This is a genomic window from Pedobacter cryoconitis (genome assembly GCF_003259615.1).
Taxonomy (GTDB): domain Bacteria; phylum Bacteroidota; class Bacteroidia; order Sphingobacteriales; family Sphingobacteriaceae; genus Pedobacter; species Pedobacter cryoconitis.
In genome coordinates this window covers 1-17,710 of sequence record NZ_QLLR01000050.1, presented here as the reverse complement: position 1 = coordinate 17,710, position 17,710 = coordinate 1, and the positions used below count along the sequence as shown (strand labels likewise).

The following is a 17,710-nucleotide window of genomic DNA, read 5'->3' as shown; positions in this document are numbered from 1 at the left end:
AGGGGAGGAAAGATCCTGATTTTTCCAGGCTTGCTACTTTTACGAAAGTTCTCTGATGCCTTTGGGTTTCCATTGATTGTTTCATTGTGCCCCTTACAGAACTTTTGAAAGAACCTGTACTCCAAACTGCTGCTTTAAAAATGAAATCGCCCAGGATTCCCTTTACAATTTTACCCGTTAAACTTCCCATAATAAATAAATGCCTTTCCACCAATGTAGGCTATTAGCGTTAAAGATTATCCTGATGCGTAAAAAATGTCCGTAATTGTCCGCAGCTGTCTGCAATTGTCCGCAGTTGTCCATGGGTTAGTCAAAGGGAAAATTATAATTTCATTAATCTTCAACTAGTTATGGTTTGGTTGTGCCTGAGTGGTGGTCGGGGTGACACCAGGTTGTAAACGGGCTGTAAGCATGGCAAGTCTAATTGATTTCAACTAGTTGTTTTGACTTGGACTTGCCATGCTCTCGCGTTACTTTAGCATTGCTCTTACCCTAACGAGTACCCGACCAGTACTCGGACAGTACCCGGGCAGTACCCGGCCGATATAGATTTATTATTAAGCTATTTTGAATTTATTTACTAACAGCCCGGCCTTGTTTCGGCTGCGTCATTCCCATGCAAATTGAAAGCTTTCAGCGCAACTACCCTCATTGCATTTTTCCTTTTATTTTTTACTCTACAGAAAAAAGCCAGTACACGTAAAAAGGCCGTAAATAAAAATTTTCCAAAGAAATTTTGCAAAGGAGAAGATGATGAACCTAATCTGCCAGCGTATGAAACTTAATATTCCGGCAATATATCCATAAAACAAATAGAAATAATTATTTCTTTATATAACATATAAATGTACAATTTATATAATTATATTTGCATAATAAACAATATAATTATGATAAAAACTACAAAAGCAGGCATTATCCTATACGTCTTTTCTTTCTTATTAACAGGATGTGCAAAAGGACCGATAACTCCAAATGATCCGGCAACTGCCAATCATCAAAGCTCTACGGCCCCGTATGATAAAGATCGATTACAGAAAATTGAAAAATTCATTTCTATTTCCTGGGAAACTCCAATTGATAAAGTCATTTATAATGATAAAAAGCAAGATTTTACATTTGGAAGTGATGGAGAAATTATAATGAGCAGAGAAAAGATTGAGAATCTTTATGATAGTGCAAATGAATATAAATTAAAACACGAAAAATAGCCATGACTTATAAAAAATTAATAGCAGCATTTACTTTTTCATTTATACTCTTATTTTTTAGTTCAGCGAATGCTGCAGTAAATTTAATATCCTTTACAATTCAAAATTCATACCTGGCAGGTGGAACAAAATTGAATGTACAATATGATAAAAGTCAGTCTTTTACAGCTAATTTTAAATTCACAAAAAGCGGAAACTATTTCAATACTGTAAAAGTTTATTTAGTTTATAAAGAAAATACTACAGTAACAGTGCTTGGAGAAGCAAAATGGAAATATAATGGAGATTGGGTGATTGGTGATCCATATAGCTGGGAAGGTACAATTGATGGTGTTTTACCTAAAGGGAAAACCACTGGATCAGTATTTTTATACTATCAATCATTTGAAGGGGATAATGCTGGCGGAGTAGCAGAATCTATGAATAATTATAGTATCTATGTTTCTAATAGTCCGGTTACTCCTCCTGTTAAACCTCCTGTTGAACCATATGACCCAACTAAGGATGATAAAAATTCATTTATAGACCCCAGCCTTGAGCATAGATCATGGTTTTCATCAGATCATGTGGGTATTGCAGTTAAAGGAACATATCATTTAGACGCTGCACAAGGAAATTTATTCTTATACAATGGTACTCAGCTATTATGGACTAGTCAGGGTAGAAAGGATCAAAGTGGATGGACTGTAAGATTTACAGCTGATGGTTCAATAATATGGCAATCAAGTGGTAGAGCATCACTTACCTGGGCTGGTCGCGCCGGAGCTCAGAATGTGGTATGGAGATTAGGTGAAGATGGCAATTTTGCTGCTTATGCCAATTCAACAAAAGATAGCAATCTTAATATAACCCTGGGAGAAAAAATAGCTGAAACAGCAACCAGTGGCGGTGTAGTAAGTACAAAAGGCTTCTTTTTAAACTTATAAATAAAACACTGATCGTATTACCAAAATTTCAACTGCATTAACAAAATTTTAAATATTGCCCGGGATAAAATTATTCCGGGCTTTTTTATTAAATATTCGGCCTTTGTTAAATTTAGTTTTCCACAAATACAATAATTAATATTAAGCTAACATCAGAGCTTTTTAATCCTTATATTTTTGTCCGCTAAACAAAAATTTCAGCTATGAAAAAAACTCTACTCTTAATCTTATTGTTTTCAGGCCTTTTTCTCCCGGCGCAGTTGTTTGCTCAGCTGGTCAGCTGGAACTTTACGGGGCCTGGTCTATTAAACACTCTTACAGCTACCTCAGCTGACCCCGGACTTTCTTTTGCCCCGGTTCTCACACGTTCTGCAACAGCTGTTGCCAGTGCAGGTGCCAACTCTTTCAGAACGGTTAAATTCGGGAATACAGGCATCCTGGTAAACAGTCCTAACTACTTTGAGTTTACACTCTCAGCTGCTGCCGGTAAAAAAATGTCTTTATCCACAATAGATGCTGCATACCAGGGCACCGCTGGTTATTTCTTAGGTGCCGGCGCATCCAATCAATTTGCCTATAGCCTGGACAACACCACATTCACTTTGATTGGTTCACCGACCATGATCACCAAAACAGGAGCAGCTCCGGTAGTTTATCCGACAATTGATCTATCGGGCATCACTGCACTGCAAAATATACCTGCAGGAACGACGGTCACTTTTCGTTACTTTGCCAGTGGACAAACCTCTACAGGCGGATGGGGCTTCTTCTCTCCTGACCCTGGTCAGGGACTAAAAATTGGAGGTACGATTGCAGACCTGACCGGGGGTACAGATACAACCCCTCCGGTCAATGCTTCGGGTTATCCTAAAGCCAGCGCAATTTCTTCAACTTCTTTTGACCTTTTAAGCAACATCAATGAAGCAGGAATTACCTATTATGTATTAATCCCTGCTACAGGAACAGCACCGTTAACAGCCGCTCAGATTAAAGCCGGTACAGATGGAAGCGGAACCCCGGCATTCAAATCGGAGTCTTTAAACAATACGCCTAATTCAGATGCGGTCGCTATACTAAATGGTTTAACTGCTGCTACAGCTTATAAACTTTATGTAGTATCGGCAGATGCCGCAGCAACACCAAACATTCAAACTACTTTTACTGCGCTCAATATCACCACAGGTAATGCCGATTTAACGCCTCCTGTGCATGCAGCAACTTATCCGAAGCTAAGTACGATCACGGCGAATTCAATAACGCTGCTCAGCAATATCAATGAAACAGGAACGACTTATTATGTGGTCATCCCTGCAACAGGGACCGCGCCGTTAACTCCCCTTCAGGTTAAAAACGGACTGGATGGCAATGGAAATCCTGCTTTCAAAGCCGGGTCTTTTCCCAATACACTAAATACAGAAGCCTCAGCAAATCTGACCGGATTAAGTCCGTCTACCGCTTACCAGGTTTATGTGGTCGCGGCTGATGCAGCCAGCACTCCGAATCTGCAAACTACAATAACCACTCTTAATGCGGCAACTATTGGTACGCCAGTAGTCAGCGCCCCGGTTATTATCAGCCAATATTATGAAGGTACATCGGTCAATAAATGGATCGAATTAACAAACCTGAGTAATGTACCTGTAAATACTGCTTCCCCGCAGTTAAAACTGGCATTATATAATATTTCGGGCGATGCAGGAAATATTAATATCACACCTGCCCCATCCCAGACGATGGATCTGAATGTGATTATCCCTGCTCAGGGCTCTGTATTAATAGGAAATACGGGCAATGGAAATGAAGTGCCTTATTTAACTGCCGCCAGTGCAGCACAAACCAATAATTCAGTCATTAATTTCAATGGAAATGATGGTGTAACTTTACTGGATGCTGCCAACAATATTATAGACGCATTTGGACAGGGAGTAAATGCAAAAGACGTTTCTTATGTAAGAAATATCACGGTGACTGCACCCAGCCCAACTTTTATAGTGGATGACTGGACAAGACTACCGCTTGCTATTGTTCAAAATGCGAGTGACGATGATGACCTTAATGGTTTAGGCGTACATTTTCCACCTAATTTATCGCCATGCGTTGCACCAGCCGTCGCTGCAACTGCTTTAACTTTCAATACGGTGACCACAAACAGTATCACCTTAAAGTTTACCGCTTCTGCAGATGCCAATGAATACCTGATTATCCGCAGTACAAGCAGCACTTTAACAGCAATGCCGCAAGACGGAACCGTGTATAATCCAGGCACCGCACTAGGTGGAGGGACAGTTGCAGGCCGTATTGTCAATACCACTTTAGCTGACATCAATTTAACCAGCTCAACCCAATACTATTATTTTATTTTCCCATTAAATAACGTTTCCTGCACAGGAGGGCCAAAATACCTGACCACAGGTTATCTGACAGGAAATCAGACAACCAAAACCTTAGCAGTCTGTGCAACACCTGTAAATCAGCCTTCGAACTTTACAGTAACTTCTTCCAATTATAATTTCATACAAGGTAGTTATCAGCTTGCAAACGGAGCAGACGAATACCTGGTGGTCATGAGTACCAGCAGCACTTTGACCGCTAATCCACTGAATCAAACTGTTTACAATGTTGGTGATCAGCTTGGCGGAGGTACAGTTATCAAAAGAGGCACTGGAAATAGCTTCATCCGAAGCGGACTTGCTCAGAACACAGCTTATTATTTTTACATTTTCGCTTTGAACAGCAGCTGCAGCGGCGGCCCGTTATATTTAACAGCTGCCCCGTTAACTGGCCTGCAAAAGACTGGTGTTTTAGATGCAGACAACCTGAATTTCTATTACGGGAACCTGCACAGTCACAGCAGTTATTCTGATGGAAATAAGGATGACAAGACTAAAAAGCCTGAAGATGACTATGCTTTTGCCAAGAACTCTATGAAAATGGACTTCTTAGGAATATCTGAACATAACCATACCCAGGCAGGAATGTCATTGGCCTATTGGAAACCTGGTATCGAAGCGGCAAAAAATGCAACAACTTCGACCTTCCTTGCGCTGCATGGAATGGAATGGGGCGTAATCAGCGGTGGTGGTCACGTGATTGTTTATGGTATCGACTCTTTAATTGGCTGGGAAGCTGGCGAGAATCAGATCTTTGTGCCAAAGAGTACTTACACCGGAAATAACGGATTATTTAAAGTGATTAACCGTCATGGCCTGAATGCAATTGCAACGCTGGCTCACCCGAATACCACAGATTACAATAATATTTCAGCCACTTATGATCTTAGCGCGGACAGTGCAATTGTAGGAGCTGCTTTAGAAAGCGGGCCTGCATTTTCAACTAACCTGACTTATTCTGATCCGGCGAGTTCAATGAGTTACCTGAGTTATTATAACCGGATGCTTGCCAGAGGTTATCATCTGGGTGCAACGATAGATCATGATAACCATAATATGACCTTTGGTCGTCACACACGCGCAAGACTGGTTGTATTAGCGCCAGCATTAACAGAAAATGATTTGTTTGACGCAATGAAGAAAATGCGTTTTTATGCTTCTGAAGATTCCGCAGCCAAAGTCACTTTCTTATTAAACAAGGAACAGGTAGGTAGTGTATTTACAGGCGCGGGCGCGCCGGAGATTTCTGTAAGCACAGCAACGACCAGTCCTGTTTCCAGTATTAAATTACTTTACGGTACACCAGCCAGCGGCGTTAATCCTGTTCAGGTGACTGCCAGCAGCTCAGGAACTTTAAGCTTCAAACATGAAGCTTTAGCAAACCTGACTACGGGTTATTATTATGCGGATATTGTGGAAGCAGATGGCAGCAGAATCATTACTTCTCCGATCTGGTATAGCCGTGATGATAGTTATGTTAAAAAACCACAGACCATCACTTTTGCTCCTGAAAGAAGTGCAACTTACGGAGATCCTGATTTGGAAATCGGTGCAAGCAGCGATAACCCTGCTATTAAGCTAACGTATACTACAAGCGATCCCAAAAAAGCAACGATCACCGATGGAAAAATACAAATCCTTAGTGCAGGTAAAGTTATCCTTACTGCCAATCAAAAAGGTGATGCCTACTTCAGTGCTGGTACAGCACAGCAAATATTGACTATCATTCCAAAACCAATCCCGGTTAAAGCGCAGGACAAGCAGAAATTAGCAGGTACTGCAGATCCGGTATTTACTTATACTACAACTTCAACTTTACCAGATTCGGTTGCTTTTACCGGAACTCTGACCAGGGCACCGGGAGAAACTCCGGGAAATTATGCAATCCAGCAGGGTACGCTTGCTTTAGACTCGAATTATCTGATCAGTTATACACCTGCGGCATTAAAGATTCTGGGAAGACCAACTGCCCAGATCACAGGCACAAGTAATATATGTATCAATGGCAAAGCCCCAATGGTCACTTTTACAGGGGCTGGCGGAACTGCTCCATACACATTTACTTATACCTTAAACGGAAGCAGCAAAACGATTACAACCAGTTCAGCTGTAGCAACTTTAGAAGCGCCATCCAACTATTCTGGTGTATTTATCTATACGCTGTTAAATGTTTCGGATATATATGGAACACAAACTCAGACCGGAAATGCGGTCATCACGATCAATGATTTACCAACCGTACAAATCATCAGCGATAAAGGGGAAAGTATTTCCAAAGGAGAAGTTTTACAGCTTACTGCAACCGGAGGCATTAAGTATAGCTGGACGGGCAGCGAGATCCTGAGTGGGCAGAATAACGCCACCTTAACGATCAGGCCAAAACAGAGTGGTACTTATAAAGTAACGGTCACTAATGCCAGTGGTTGTACTGCTGGTCAGACGATCTATATCACTGTTGTGGATGATTATAAACTCGAAGCAGGAACTTTAGTTACCCCGAACGGTGATGGTATCAATGATAAGTTCGTGATTAAGAATATTGACTATTATCCGAACAACACCCTTAAATTATTTGATAAAGCAGGCCGTGTATTTTATACTAAAAAGTCTTATGCGAATGATTGGGATGGTACAGTGAATGGTAATCCTTTAGCGGAAGGCACCTATTACTACATCCTGGATCTGGGCCCTGGTTTAGGGACTTTGAAAGGTTATATCAATATTTTAAGAGACTAATTTACGCCAGACACATGAGATTAATTATATATATAAAGCAAGTTAGCCGTATTGCTATCTGCTTATTTGCCGGAACTACGGTTCTGTTTATCCATACTGCCAAGGGTCAGATCTTACCACTTAATGCGCAATATTTCCAAAATAAGTATTTCGCCAATCCATCCATGGCCGGAATTAACAGCGGTCTGAATATCAATGCCAGTTTACGTAAACAATGGTCTAATATCCCAGGTGCTCCTTTAACGCAGGGCATTACCTTAGATCAGCAGCTGGATAAAGTTGGTTTAGGTGTTAATGTATATAATGAGAAGGCCGGAGGTATACAAATCACCAAAGCAGTGGCTACTTTTGCTTATCATTTACCGATCAATGGAGAAGATAAGCAACTGAATTTCGGGGTTTCGTTTGGAACCAGCCGCGAGCGGTTCGATAGAGGCAGCATACAAAATAGTGATGGTAATGATCCGTCTATAGCCCGCTTCAATGACAGAGGGTACTATGCAGATGGTGATTTTGGTGCTTCTTATACTTCTAACGGATTAAATATAGAAGCGACCCTGCCTAATATGAGATCTGTACTGAGAAAAGATGATTCAAATTATGCTGATAAACCGACTTTCTATACAGCCATCAGTTATAAAATGGCTTTTGGCAGCGGTATGGACGGTGTCAACCTGGAACCTAAAGCGGTATACAGAGGGATAAAAAACTATAAAAATTTATGGGATGCCGGGTTAAACGCCAATTTCGCGGATGATAAGTTGTCTGTAATGGGCATGTATCATAGTACGGAAAATGCGACGGTAGGCTTTGGTATCAACTATCTGAAAAGCTTATACATTATGGCCTATTACAATACGGCTACCTCTGCCCTGAAAGGTTATACGGGCGGAGATTTCGAGATTAATCTTCGTTTTAATATCGGAAAGAAATAAGCAGGGATATTGAAATAAGCAGTACTACTGCATTGAACCCGGCCGGACCTGAAGATCTGGCCGGGTTTTTTATTTAACAACATTTATTGTGCGGCAGAAGTCACCTGGTTATAGTCTTTTAGTATCGTATTTAAGAAATCCAGTTCGTGCATCCCGGCGGGTAAGTTCACACCCAGGCGCGCTTTGATTTTATCGGCCATTGCATAAACCAGCTCATAATGTGCGGTCTTATAATAAGTAGTCAGAACTTCATGGATCAGCTCAGCTTCCTGGTCACTCAGCAGGTGAACATTGGTGAAAACAGGAACATATTCTTCTGTTTCCGGTACAAAAGCAATTTGTTCAAGGGTAGTGCGTCCAATCGTTTTGATCACTGTCGTCCCTGCAACCAGGTCCCCTATTCTTTGCTTATGTTCAGATAAGGTTACACAAAGTAAGCCGCCTATTTGCCCTGTCAGCCAAAAATCAACCAGTCTGAATAACCAGCGGATAAAGTACTGGCCTATTCCCGCCTGTCCGCCATCCAGGCTGATCACTTTAATTTTCATTAACTTTTTCCCTGGACTCTGACCGTTGAAGAAAATTTCAAAGATCAGGTGATAAAAGACAAAGACGATCCCGTAAAGGACAAGCAGACCAATAAAAATGAGATTACCCTTTGGCAATGTAGCCACACTAATTACAAAGGCGACTAAAAAAAGTACTGCGATCAGCATACCAAAATCTATCATTCTTGCCGCTATTCGTTCGCCTAAACCAGCAACAGGATAGTCAATATCCACGTGCTGAGTAGTGTTCACCTTTATTGTTTCCATAAAAAACAAATATAATATTGATATTTAATTAATTATTGCAAAATCACTTTTTGTCAGTATTTTAACCGAAAATTAGATTCGCTATGAGGGAGGCCTTGTTCGTTAAACAGAATTCCGAGAAATGGAAGGCCTATGAGCATTCACCTGCTACCCATCCGGATGAAATTGCAGACCGCTTTATTGACATCACCAATGATCTCTCTTATGCTAAAACATTCTATCCCAAGTCTAAAACGACCAGTTATCTGAATGGTTTAGCCTCAACGCTGCACCAATCTATTTATAAAAATAAAAAAGAAGACAGCAACAGGTTTATTAATTTCTGGAAATTTGAACTGCCTGTATTGTTTTATACTTACCGGATGCAGTTGTTATATGCTTTCTTATTTTTCACGATTTCAGCTTCCATAGGCGTACTTTCAGCAAAATATGATGATCAGTTTATCAGGGTGATCCTGGGAGACAGCTATGTAAATATGACCAATGAGAACATTACCAGGGGTGACCCCTTTGGCGTGTATAAACAGACATCGGAATTCCCTATGTTTTTCGCTATTGCAGCAAACAATATCTATGTCTCTTTATTGATGTTTGTAAGCGGTATATTTTTATCCATCGGCCCAATTTTTTACCTGCTGCAAAACGGGGTCATGCTGGGTTCTTTTGAGTATTATTTTTTTAGCAGAGGGCTGGGCCTGGAATCTATCTTAGTGATCTGGATTCATGGAACTTTAGAGATCCCGGCTATCATTATTGCAGGTGCTGCCGGGCTGGTGCTTGGCCACGGCCTGCTTTTCCCAAAAACATTTACACGCTTTCAAGCCTTTAAACAAAGTGCTAAGGATGGTACTAAAATCGCATTAGGTATTGTCCCGATCCTGCTCGTTGCCGCCTTTTTTGAAGGTTTTATTACCAGGCATACAGAAATGCCAATATGGCTCAGTACAGGGATTTTAGGCCTGTCGCTTATTTTTATTATCTGGTACGTCATTTTATATCCATCTATCCTCTCCAAACGTAATCACCCTCACAAAAATGTCTGAAAAAGTAGAATTCAAAAAGCTCCGTGAATTTGGAGATATTATTAACGATACCATCCGGTTCTTCAAAGAGAATTTCAAGCCTTTATTAAAAGTATTCGTCTATTTCTGCGGTGTATTCATTGTGGCCGGAATGATTGCAGCAATTTTCCAGCAGATAGGTATGCAGCGTGCCATCAGAAATACGAATGTGTTTACTACTTATGGCAGATTCGCAGGCCTGTTATCTCTTTCTTATTTTTTCGTCGTGCTGATCGGCATCATCAGTTATACCGCCTTAAATGTTTCTATCCTCAGTTTCATCGCTTTATACATAGAAAAAGGAAATGTAGCCCCAACGGTAGAGGAAGTATGGGGTTATTTCAAGTATTACTTCTTTCGGGTGTTTGGCAGCAGTTTCTTAATCGGGCTCCTTTTGATTGCTGGTTTCTGTTTATGTCTGATTCCCGGTTTCTATTTATTCCCGGCCATATCACTGATGCTTCCAATTATAATTTTCGAAAATGCAAGTCTGGGTTACGCCTTCAGCCAGTCTTTCAGATTATTAAGAGAGCACTGGTGGGTAACCGCAGCCACTATACTTATTCTATGGGTAATTACTTATGCAACATCGTCCTTTGCCTCTTTACCAGCTATTATTTTAACGATGGTCAGTGCATTGACCAATGGACCGAAAGGATTGAGTAATAGTGTAATCATCTTTTCTACGGTTATCCAGTACCTCTGCCAGGTTTTTATGATTATTCCAATTATCGGGCTCTCTCTTTGTTATTTTAATCTTTCTGAGCGCCAGAACAGTACCGGTTTGATGGATCGTATTCAAAAAATGGGAGAACAGGAAAACCCCTTCCCGAATAAAGAAGAATATTAACATGTTGAAATACCTGGTCACTTTACTTTTTTTGATACTCACTGTACAGTTTGCTCCTGTTCAGGCGAAGCAGGCTGTTCGTGCGCAATCTGTCCGGGTAAAAGAAAAACTGCTCAGGATTGATAGCAGCAACGTAAAACTCAGAAGTTTCGATGCGCAAAAACTGAAGGCTTACAGCCAGCAAACAGATTTTAACTATGACCAGATTGCCCCGGTCGATGATAGTTTATGGAACCAGTTCTGGGCATGGTTCTGGAGACAGCTTACGGGAATTACCAGAGTCAACTATTCAGCAAATTTCTTCCGGTATGTTGTGATCTCAGCTTTCATTGCGTTAGTTGTCTTTGTCGTTTTTAAATTAACAGGCGTTGATTTCAAACTCTTTATGGGGAAATCGAAATCGATAGTTATTCCTTATGCGGAGTCCAGTGATAATATCCATGAAATAGATTTTAGTACGGAAATAGACCAGGCGATACAAAGCGCCAATTACAGGCTTGCAGTAAGATTAATGTATTTACTCTCCCTGAAAAAACTGAATAGCAAAGACCTCATTAACTGGCAACCGGAGAAGACCAATCAGACTTATATCAGGGAAATTGCTGATCCGCAGAAAAGAGAGCAGTTCAGCTTGCTGACTACACAGTTTGAGTATATCTGGTATGGGGAGTTTTTTATTGACCAGGAGAATTTTAAGCAGGTAAAAAACAGTTATGACCAATTTAATACAGGCATGTTATGAAAGGGATGAGATTATATCTGATCGGCAGTGCCACGGTATTAATTTTATACCTGCTTGCACAATATTATAAGCCGGCACCAACTGACTGGAGTCCTTCTTACCTCAAAGAAGATAAGATTCCGTACGGACTTTATATTTTAAACCAGGAAAAAGCAAGTATTTTTCCGGGTGCAGCGCTTAAAACAACCCGGCTGCCTGTTTATAATACCTTAAAGGATCAGCAGTATAAAAACACCAGTTATCTTTTCATAGCCGGCAGTCTGAAATTTGATAAGCTCGATTATCAGGAGCTGGTGAAATTTATGCACGCAGGAAACCAGGTATTCATTGCAGCATTTGACTTAGGAAAAGTACTGAATGATACGCTGAAACTGGAAACGAGCACAAATTTATCTGCTACAGCAAGACCTTATGCAATCAACTTTGTGAATCCGGCGCTGAAAGCAAAAGACGGTTATGTTTTTGACAAGGGACTGGGAGATCAATATTTCACCACTGTTGATACTTCACGCTGCACTGTTCTGGGAAGAAATAACAAGGGAGATATTAATTTTGTCAAATATACTTTTGGCAAAGGAGCGTTATATATATTGCCTAACCCACAATTGCTAACCAATTATAATTTACTTCATCCCGCGGGTGCAGCTTATGCCTCCAAAGCGCTGTCTTATCTGCAAACACCCGGAACACTTTTATGGGATGAAAACAGTACACGGGGCAATACAGAAAACGGGTCAGTCTTAAGGGTATTTTTCAAGCATGATCAGCTGCGCTGGGCCTATTGTTTAGCACTGGCAGGCCTGTTGACATTCGTCTTGTTTGAAATGAAACGCAGACAGCGGATTATTCCTGTTTTACTGCCTTTAAAGAATTCCTCTGCCGAGTTTGTAACGGTTGTTGGAAAAGTATACTATCAGCAGCGTGATAATAGTGATATTGCACAAAAGAAGATCAATTATTTTTTAGAATATATCCGGTTAACCTATCGCCTGAAAACATTAAAAACGGATGAAGAGTTTATTTCCGCTTTAGTGCTCATATCGGGTGCGCAGGAGGAAACAATCAGACAATTATTTACAGTGATCAATACCATTCAGTATGGCAGTAAAGTGACCGACGGCCTGCTGATTGAACTGAATAAATTAATAGAGAAATTTTATAATCAAGCGAAATAATAATGGAAGCGGAAACAGCTCATCAAAGAACCGACCTTACACAGCTTAATCTGGCAGTAGAACAAATCAGAGAATCAATTGGCCATATCATTGTAGGTCAAAAAGATACGATTGATTTCCTGATTGCAGGCATCCTGGCCGATGGGCATCTTTTACTCGAAGGTGTTCCCGGAGTCGCTAAAACACTCAGCGCTAAATTGATTGCAAAAAGCATCGACGCTGTCTTTTCAAGAATTCAGTTTACGCCCGATCTGATGCCTTCAGATGTTCTGGGTACTTCTGTATTCGACCCAAGAACAGCATCTTTTGAGTATAGAAAGGGCCCGGTTTTTGGGAACATCATTCTGATTGATGAGATTAACCGTGCACCTGCAAAAACACAATCTGCACTATTTGAGGTGATGGAAGAACGCCAGATCACTGTTGATGGTCATACTTACCCAATGGACGAGCCTTTCATGGTACTTGCTACACAAAACCCGGTGGAACATGAGGGGACTTACAGATTACCGGAAGCACAGTTAGACCGTTTTCTATTTAAAATAGAGATTAAATATCCTACGCTTGAAGAGGAGATCATTATTTTATCCAGACAACATCAGCATAAACTGGAGGATGAGCTGAAAGATATTAAAGCCGTTTTAAGCATAGACCAGATCAAAACTTGCCGCGCGCTGATCAAAGCTTTACATGTAGAGCCCAAATTAATTGAATATGCGGCAAAGATTGTCCATGAAACCAGGAATAATAAATCATTGTACCTGGGCGCGTCACCGCGGGCTTCTTTAGCATTGATCAACGGCGCAAAAGCCATTGCTGCAATGCAGGGCCGCGATTTTGTAACCCCTGAAGATATTATTAAGGTAGCGGCCCCTGTATTGGCACACCGGATTATGCTGAGCCCTGATAAGGAAATGGAAGGTTTAACGCCCGCTGACATTGTTGCCCAGATTATTCAAAAAATAGAGATCCCAAGGTAAACCGCAAAGAGATTGAAACATTTATTCATCAAGTATTACAAAGATCTTTTTCTGGGTAAAAGATTGTTTATTGGTTTAGGCCTATGTATCAGCTTATTCTTATTTGCTTTCTTTTTGCCATGGCTGGGAGATTTGCCTTATATCTGCTTTTGGGCATTGCTGCTGCTGCTCTGTACGGACCTGGTCTTGTTGTTCAGCAGTAAGGGTGTATTTTTACGTCGTGACCTTCCCGAAAGGTTGAGTAATGGAGACGATAATGAGCTTCCTATTTATGTGGAGAGTTTTTTCACCTTTCCGATAACAATTGGGATCATAGAGGAGATTCCCTTTCAATTTCAAAAAAGGGATTTATGGTTCACCAGTAAGTTAAAAGCCGGGGAACATAAAACGATCACTTACAGTTTAAGGCCGGTTAAAAGAGGAGAATATGAGTTTGGGCAGACCCGTTTGTATGTTAAATCACCGCTGGGTTTTATTTCCCGCAGATTTAATTTTGGAACGGCACAGACTGTTCCCGTTTATCCTTCGTTTCTTCAGCTGCGCAAATATGAGCTGATGGCTATTTCAAACAGGCTGACGGAGATCGGTATCAAGAAAATCAGGCGGGTCGGCCATAGTATGGAGTTCGACCAGGTAAAAAACTATGTGCAGGGCGATGATTACCGGACGGTGAACTGGAAAGCAACAGCGAGAAAGGGTGAGCTGATGGTGAATTCATTTGTGGAAGAAAAAGCACAGCATATCTATTGTATCATTGATAAGTCGAGGGTGATGAAAATGCCTTTTGATGGATTAAGTTTAATGGATTACGCGATTAACGCAAGTTTAGTGCTGTCTAATGTGGCCTTATTAAAAGATGACAAAGCAGGATTGATCACGCTCTCGGAAAAGGTAGGCAGCATCATACCTGCAGACCGCAGACCCGGCCAGCTGGGTAAAATAATGGAAGTCTTGTATAAAGAAAAGACCCAGTATCTGGAAAGTAATATTGAGGCGCTGCATCTGGCTATCCGCAGTATAATTAAGCAGCGGAGCCTGATCTTGTTTTTCACGAATTATGAAAGCATGTCTGCTTTACACAGACAGCTTCCATTTTTAAAACATATCGCTAAATTTCATTTGCTGATGATCGTGTTCTTCGAAAATACAGCTGTCAAGTCTATGAGTGATTTACCTGCACTGGATGTGGAAGGAATCTACATTAAAACCATCGCAGAAAAGTTTGTCTACGAAAAACGGCTAATGGTCAAAGAACTGGCAAAACATGGTATTCTCAGCATCCTTACTTCACCAGAAAATTTAACGGTGAATGTGGTTAACCGGTACCTGGCTATTAAAGCACAACAGAAAATCTAACTCACCATTAAACAGAAATCTAGTTCAGTACAAGTTCCATTTGTATATTACAGCGCTCATAAGGAGTAATCCGGCCAGCTACTTTAACAAAACCTAACTTATGGTATAAGTTAATAGCTGGTTTCAGAATTGTATTGCTCTCCAGGTATATTTTATGAGCACCGAGTTCTTTTGCTTTCTGAGCGATTGCACTTCCCAATAACCACCCAATACTTTTTCCCTGTACAGCGGGAGATACCGCCATTTTAGCCAGTTCATAATCATAATCCGGATCATTCATCTTGATCAGGGCACAAACTCCTACAGGCTCTCCTTCATATAACGCAACCAAAATATGGCCGCCTTTAGCTAAAATATAGCCATGAGGATCATCAAGCGCATTATAATCTGCTTGCTCCATTTTAAACCAGTTAGAGATCCATTGCTCATTTAACGCCCGGAATGCCTGCTGATATTCCGGTGCATAATCCACAATCGTAACTTCTTTACTTTCGCGCTCTTTTTTAATCTCCTGCACACGGCGTAAAAGTGTTTTCTGTCCTAATAAAAACTCCCACTCTTCCATGGCTTTCCATAAATCATTTCTGGATTGTGCCGCGATGTCTGCTACAGCCTGATCCAGGTCAGCATATTGATTTTGTATTTTTACTGTGATCTCGTCTCCTTTTGAAGAAAGGCTCACCATGTTTTTTCTGCCGTCGGCTTCGTCTTTTTTCTCATCCACCAAACCCTTTTTTGCCATTTCCCCAATAATCTTACTTACCGAAGGATGGGAATGGCCTATTTCTTTTGCGATCGCAGTAATGGTCATCGCTTCTCCCTGAGAAAGCACATAAAAAACCGGGAACCATTTAGGCTGCATATCAATATCATAGCATTGATAAATCTGGGCCGCATCTTCTGTGATCTTCTCCGTTAACAGCCTTAACCTGCTTCCTATTGCTTTTTTACCTACCTGATTGAAAAATTCCATTATATATACACATTTACGTAACTGATTACGTAAATGTAGTAAGTATTTTTATAATCCAAAATATCCGTTAGAAAATTTGTGATTCCAGTGACGAATATCATTTGATAATATGACGGCGATCACAGCTAAACAACCTGTTTATCACCACTTTTACTTCAGTAAACTCTAAACATCTTCGCTATGAAAACGATAACTGTACTGACCGACTTTTCTGCCAATGCTGAAAATGCTGCACGTTATGCTTTACGCCTTGCACAACATCTTCACGCAAACCTTACCCTTTACAATTCCTTTTTAGTACCGATGGCCGAACCTTTAGGAGGACAGGTTTACTGGTCTATGGAAGATTACAATATTTTACAAAAAGACAGTGAAGAACAATTACGTGCACTGGGGGACAGGCTAGCAGAAGAACTCACTACCCTTCCTATTAATGCTTTCAAGCCTGTCATTGACTTCAAATGTCAGGAAGGCCCTTTATATCGGTATATCAGCAAACTATCAGAAGATAGAGATCTGATGTTATTGGTTATGGGTACGCACCGCAAGGGTTTAGGTTCTTTGATTATGGGTAACCATATGCGGGAAATTATAGGTACTGTGCCCCTGCCGGTACTCATCGTACCAGAAAATCAGTATTTTACAAAGCTGGATAAGTTTGTTTTTGCGACAGATATGGAAGAGAGCGATCTCGAAATCATTCAGGCACTTACAGAATTTGCAAAACCCTCTCATGCAGAGATTACATTAGCACATATACAACATCCGGATACGCCAGAAGCGGACACTAAAAAATTAGTCACCAGTTTTCTGGAAGATGTAGCCAACAAAATAAACTATCCTAAAATTTATTACCGGGCGGTAGAACATGCTCCTGTGAAAGCGGGCTTAAGATGGCTCGCGGAAAATGTGACTTGTAACCTGTTCGTCATGGTACATCGTCACAAAACTTTCCTGGAGCAACTCTTCAACTTAAGCAATACACAAAAGATGGCGGCAAATACTAATTTACCGCTGCTGATCTTCCCTTGTGTGGAAAATATTACTGCGGGATTAAGTGCTACGCTGGAATCAGGTTACCAGGAAAATGTCATCGCTTCTGTGATCGGTTAAACATTAGCACAGGAAACTGCAGCACAAACAAATTTAATTATTCCCTCGAAAAGGCCATTCTAGACTGACCCCAAAAAGTTGGACGAAGTTATGCAATGTTTTTAAGGTAATGAGTTCGGTATTTCACCGGACTCATTCCATTTAAATTAAGCCTTACTCGATCCCTATTATAATATTTAATATACTTTCTAATCTCAGAATGTAATTGCGATACCGAGTTATATTCATTTAGATAAAATAATTCTGATTTAAGCACTCCAAAAAAGTTCTCAATTATAGCGTTATCCAGGCAGTTTCCTTTTCTGGACATACTTTGCATTATCTGTTTATCTTTTAGTTTTTTCTTATACTTCTCTAGCCTGTACTGCCAACCCTGATCAGAATGGAGAATTGGTTTTTCATGGTTTTTGATTTTCCTGAAACCTTTATTGAGCATATCCAAAATCT

Annotated in this window: 15 protein-coding genes; 11 read left to right on the top strand and 4 right to left on the bottom strand. The window is 40.6% G+C overall.

All coding sequences use genetic code 11. The annotated features are described in order from the left end of the window. Positions 1–190, bottom strand: a 190-nt coding sequence (locus LY11_RS26980) for a hypothetical protein (protein WP_211321661.1), incomplete at its 3' end; no start/stop codon positions are given. Between the two features lie 700 nt (positions 191–890). On the opposite strand from LY11_RS26980, the gene LY11_RS25720 reads away from it, so the two are divergent. The 4 genes from LY11_RS25720 (at position 891) to LY11_RS25705 (ending at position 8,198) form a co-directional block, all read left to right on the top strand. Beyond that, on the top strand, positions 891–1,211 hold the full coding sequence (locus LY11_RS25720; RefSeq protein ID WP_111636453.1) for a hypothetical protein: 321 nt from the start codon (positions 891–893) through the stop codon (positions 1,209–1,211). A 2-nt stretch (positions 1,212–1,213) separates the two neighbouring features. Next, a complete protein-coding gene (locus tag LY11_RS25715) occupies positions 1,214–2,137 on the top strand; it encodes a hypothetical protein (RefSeq protein ID WP_111636452.1) in 924 nt (307 codons plus the stop codon). A gap of 203 nt (positions 2,138–2,340) precedes the next feature. Beyond that, positions 2,341–7,263, top strand: a complete 4,923-nt coding sequence (locus tag LY11_RS25710) for a CehA/McbA family metallohydrolase (protein WP_111636451.1) — start codon at positions 2,341–2,343, stop codon at positions 7,261–7,263. Between the two features lie 14 nt (positions 7,264–7,277). Beyond that, positions 7,278–8,198: a PorP/SprF family type IX secretion system membrane protein gene (locus tag LY11_RS25705; RefSeq protein WP_111636450.1), complete on the top strand. Its 921-nt coding sequence runs from the start codon at positions 7,278–7,280 to the stop codon at positions 8,196–8,198. Between the two features lie 83 nt (positions 8,199–8,281). Here LY11_RS25705 and LY11_RS25700 read toward each other — a convergent pair whose 3' ends face one another. Further along, a complete protein-coding gene (locus LY11_RS25700) occupies positions 8,282–9,013 on the bottom strand; it encodes an RDD family protein (RefSeq protein WP_111636449.1) in 732 nt (243 codons plus the stop codon). 83 nt (positions 9,014–9,096) lie between these two features. On the opposite strand from LY11_RS25700, the gene LY11_RS25695 reads away from it, so the two are divergent. Genes LY11_RS25695 through LY11_RS25670 form a run of 6 tightly spaced genes read left to right on the top strand, consistent with a single transcriptional unit; the run spans position 9,097 to position 15,177 of the window. Continuing rightward, a complete protein-coding gene (locus tag LY11_RS25695; RefSeq protein ID WP_111636448.1) occupies positions 9,097–10,056 on the top strand; it encodes a stage II sporulation protein M in 960 nt (319 codons plus the stop codon). Continuing rightward, positions 10,049–10,924: a hypothetical protein gene (locus LY11_RS25690; protein WP_111636447.1), complete on the top strand. Its 876-nt coding sequence runs from the start codon at positions 10,049–10,051 to the stop codon at positions 10,922–10,924. The genes LY11_RS25695 and LY11_RS25690 overlap by 8 nt, the downstream gene beginning before the upstream one ends. A gap of 1 nt (position 10,925) precedes the next feature. Next, positions 10,926–11,666, top strand: coding sequence for a DUF4129 domain-containing protein (locus tag LY11_RS25685; RefSeq protein WP_111636446.1), 741 nt, complete (start codon positions 10,926–10,928; stop codon positions 11,664–11,666). Further along, positions 11,663–12,841: a DUF4350 domain-containing protein gene (locus LY11_RS25680; RefSeq protein ID WP_111636445.1), complete on the top strand. Its 1,179-nt coding sequence runs from the start codon at positions 11,663–11,665 to the stop codon at positions 12,839–12,841. The genes LY11_RS25685 and LY11_RS25680 overlap by 4 nt, the downstream gene beginning before the upstream one ends. Positions 12,842–12,843: 2 nt before the next feature. After that, a complete protein-coding gene (locus tag LY11_RS25675) occupies positions 12,844–13,821 on the top strand; it encodes an AAA family ATPase (protein ID WP_111636444.1) in 978 nt (325 codons plus the stop codon). Positions 13,822–13,833: 12 nt separating this feature from the next. After that, positions 13,834–15,177: a DUF58 domain-containing protein gene (locus LY11_RS25670; RefSeq protein WP_111636443.1), complete on the top strand. Its 1,344-nt coding sequence runs from the start codon at positions 13,834–13,836 to the stop codon at positions 15,175–15,177. Positions 15,178–15,196: 19 nt separating this feature from the next. Here the strand turns inward: LY11_RS25670 and LY11_RS25665 are convergent, their stop codons facing one another. Beyond that, complete coding sequence (locus LY11_RS25665; protein ID WP_111636442.1) at positions 15,197–16,150, bottom strand: bifunctional helix-turn-helix transcriptional regulator/GNAT family N-acetyltransferase; 954 nt, start codon at positions 16,148–16,150, stop codon at positions 15,197–15,199. 180 nt (positions 16,151–16,330) lie between these two features. Between LY11_RS25665 and LY11_RS25660 the strand changes: the two genes are divergently transcribed. Further along, entirely contained in the window at positions 16,331–17,263 is a 933-nt protein-coding gene (locus LY11_RS25660) for a universal stress protein (RefSeq protein ID WP_111636441.1), read from the top strand. An 88-nt stretch (positions 17,264–17,351) separates the two neighbouring features. Here LY11_RS25660 and LY11_RS25655 read toward each other — a convergent pair. After that, a partial coding sequence (locus LY11_RS25655; RefSeq protein WP_170132775.1) for an IS3 family transposase occupies positions 17,352–17,710 on the bottom strand: 359 nt, incomplete at its 5' end.

Excerpts from the sequence above, each read along its gene's own strand:
- LY11_RS25705 (WP_111636450.1), top strand. The coding sequence starts at position 7,278 with ATGAGATTAATTATATATATAAAGCAAGTTAGCCGTATTGCTATCTGC.
- LY11_RS25720 (WP_111636453.1), top strand. The coding sequence starts at position 891 with ATGATAAAAACTACAAAAGCAGGCATTATCCTATACGTCTTTTCTTTC.
- LY11_RS25680 (WP_111636445.1), top strand. The coding sequence starts at position 11,663 with ATGAAAGGGATGAGATTATATCTGATCGGCAGTGCCACGGTATTAATT.
- LY11_RS25700 (WP_111636449.1), bottom strand. The coding sequence starts at position 9,013 with ATGGAAACAATAAAGGTGAACACTACTCAGCACGTGGATATTGACTAT.
- LY11_RS25710 (WP_111636451.1), top strand. The coding sequence starts at position 2,341 with ATGAAAAAAACTCTACTCTTAATCTTATTGTTTTCAGGCCTTTTTCTC.
- LY11_RS25695 (WP_111636448.1), top strand. The coding sequence starts at position 9,097 with ATGAGGGAGGCCTTGTTCGTTAAACAGAATTCCGAGAAATGGAAGGCC.
- LY11_RS25665 (WP_111636442.1), bottom strand. The coding sequence starts at position 16,150 with ATGGAATTTTTCAATCAGGTAGGTAAAAAAGCAATAGGAAGCAGGTTA.
- LY11_RS25690 (WP_111636447.1), top strand. The coding sequence starts at position 10,049 with ATGTCTGAAAAAGTAGAATTCAAAAAGCTCCGTGAATTTGGAGATATT.
- LY11_RS25660 (WP_111636441.1), top strand. The coding sequence starts at position 16,331 with ATGAAAACGATAACTGTACTGACCGACTTTTCTGCCAATGCTGAAAAT.
- LY11_RS25715 (WP_111636452.1), top strand. The coding sequence starts at position 1,214 with ATGACTTATAAAAAATTAATAGCAGCATTTACTTTTTCATTTATACTC.
- LY11_RS25675 (WP_111636444.1), top strand. The coding sequence starts at position 12,844 with ATGGAAGCGGAAACAGCTCATCAAAGAACCGACCTTACACAGCTTAAT.
- LY11_RS25685 (WP_111636446.1), top strand. The coding sequence starts at position 10,926 with ATGTTGAAATACCTGGTCACTTTACTTTTTTTGATACTCACTGTACAG.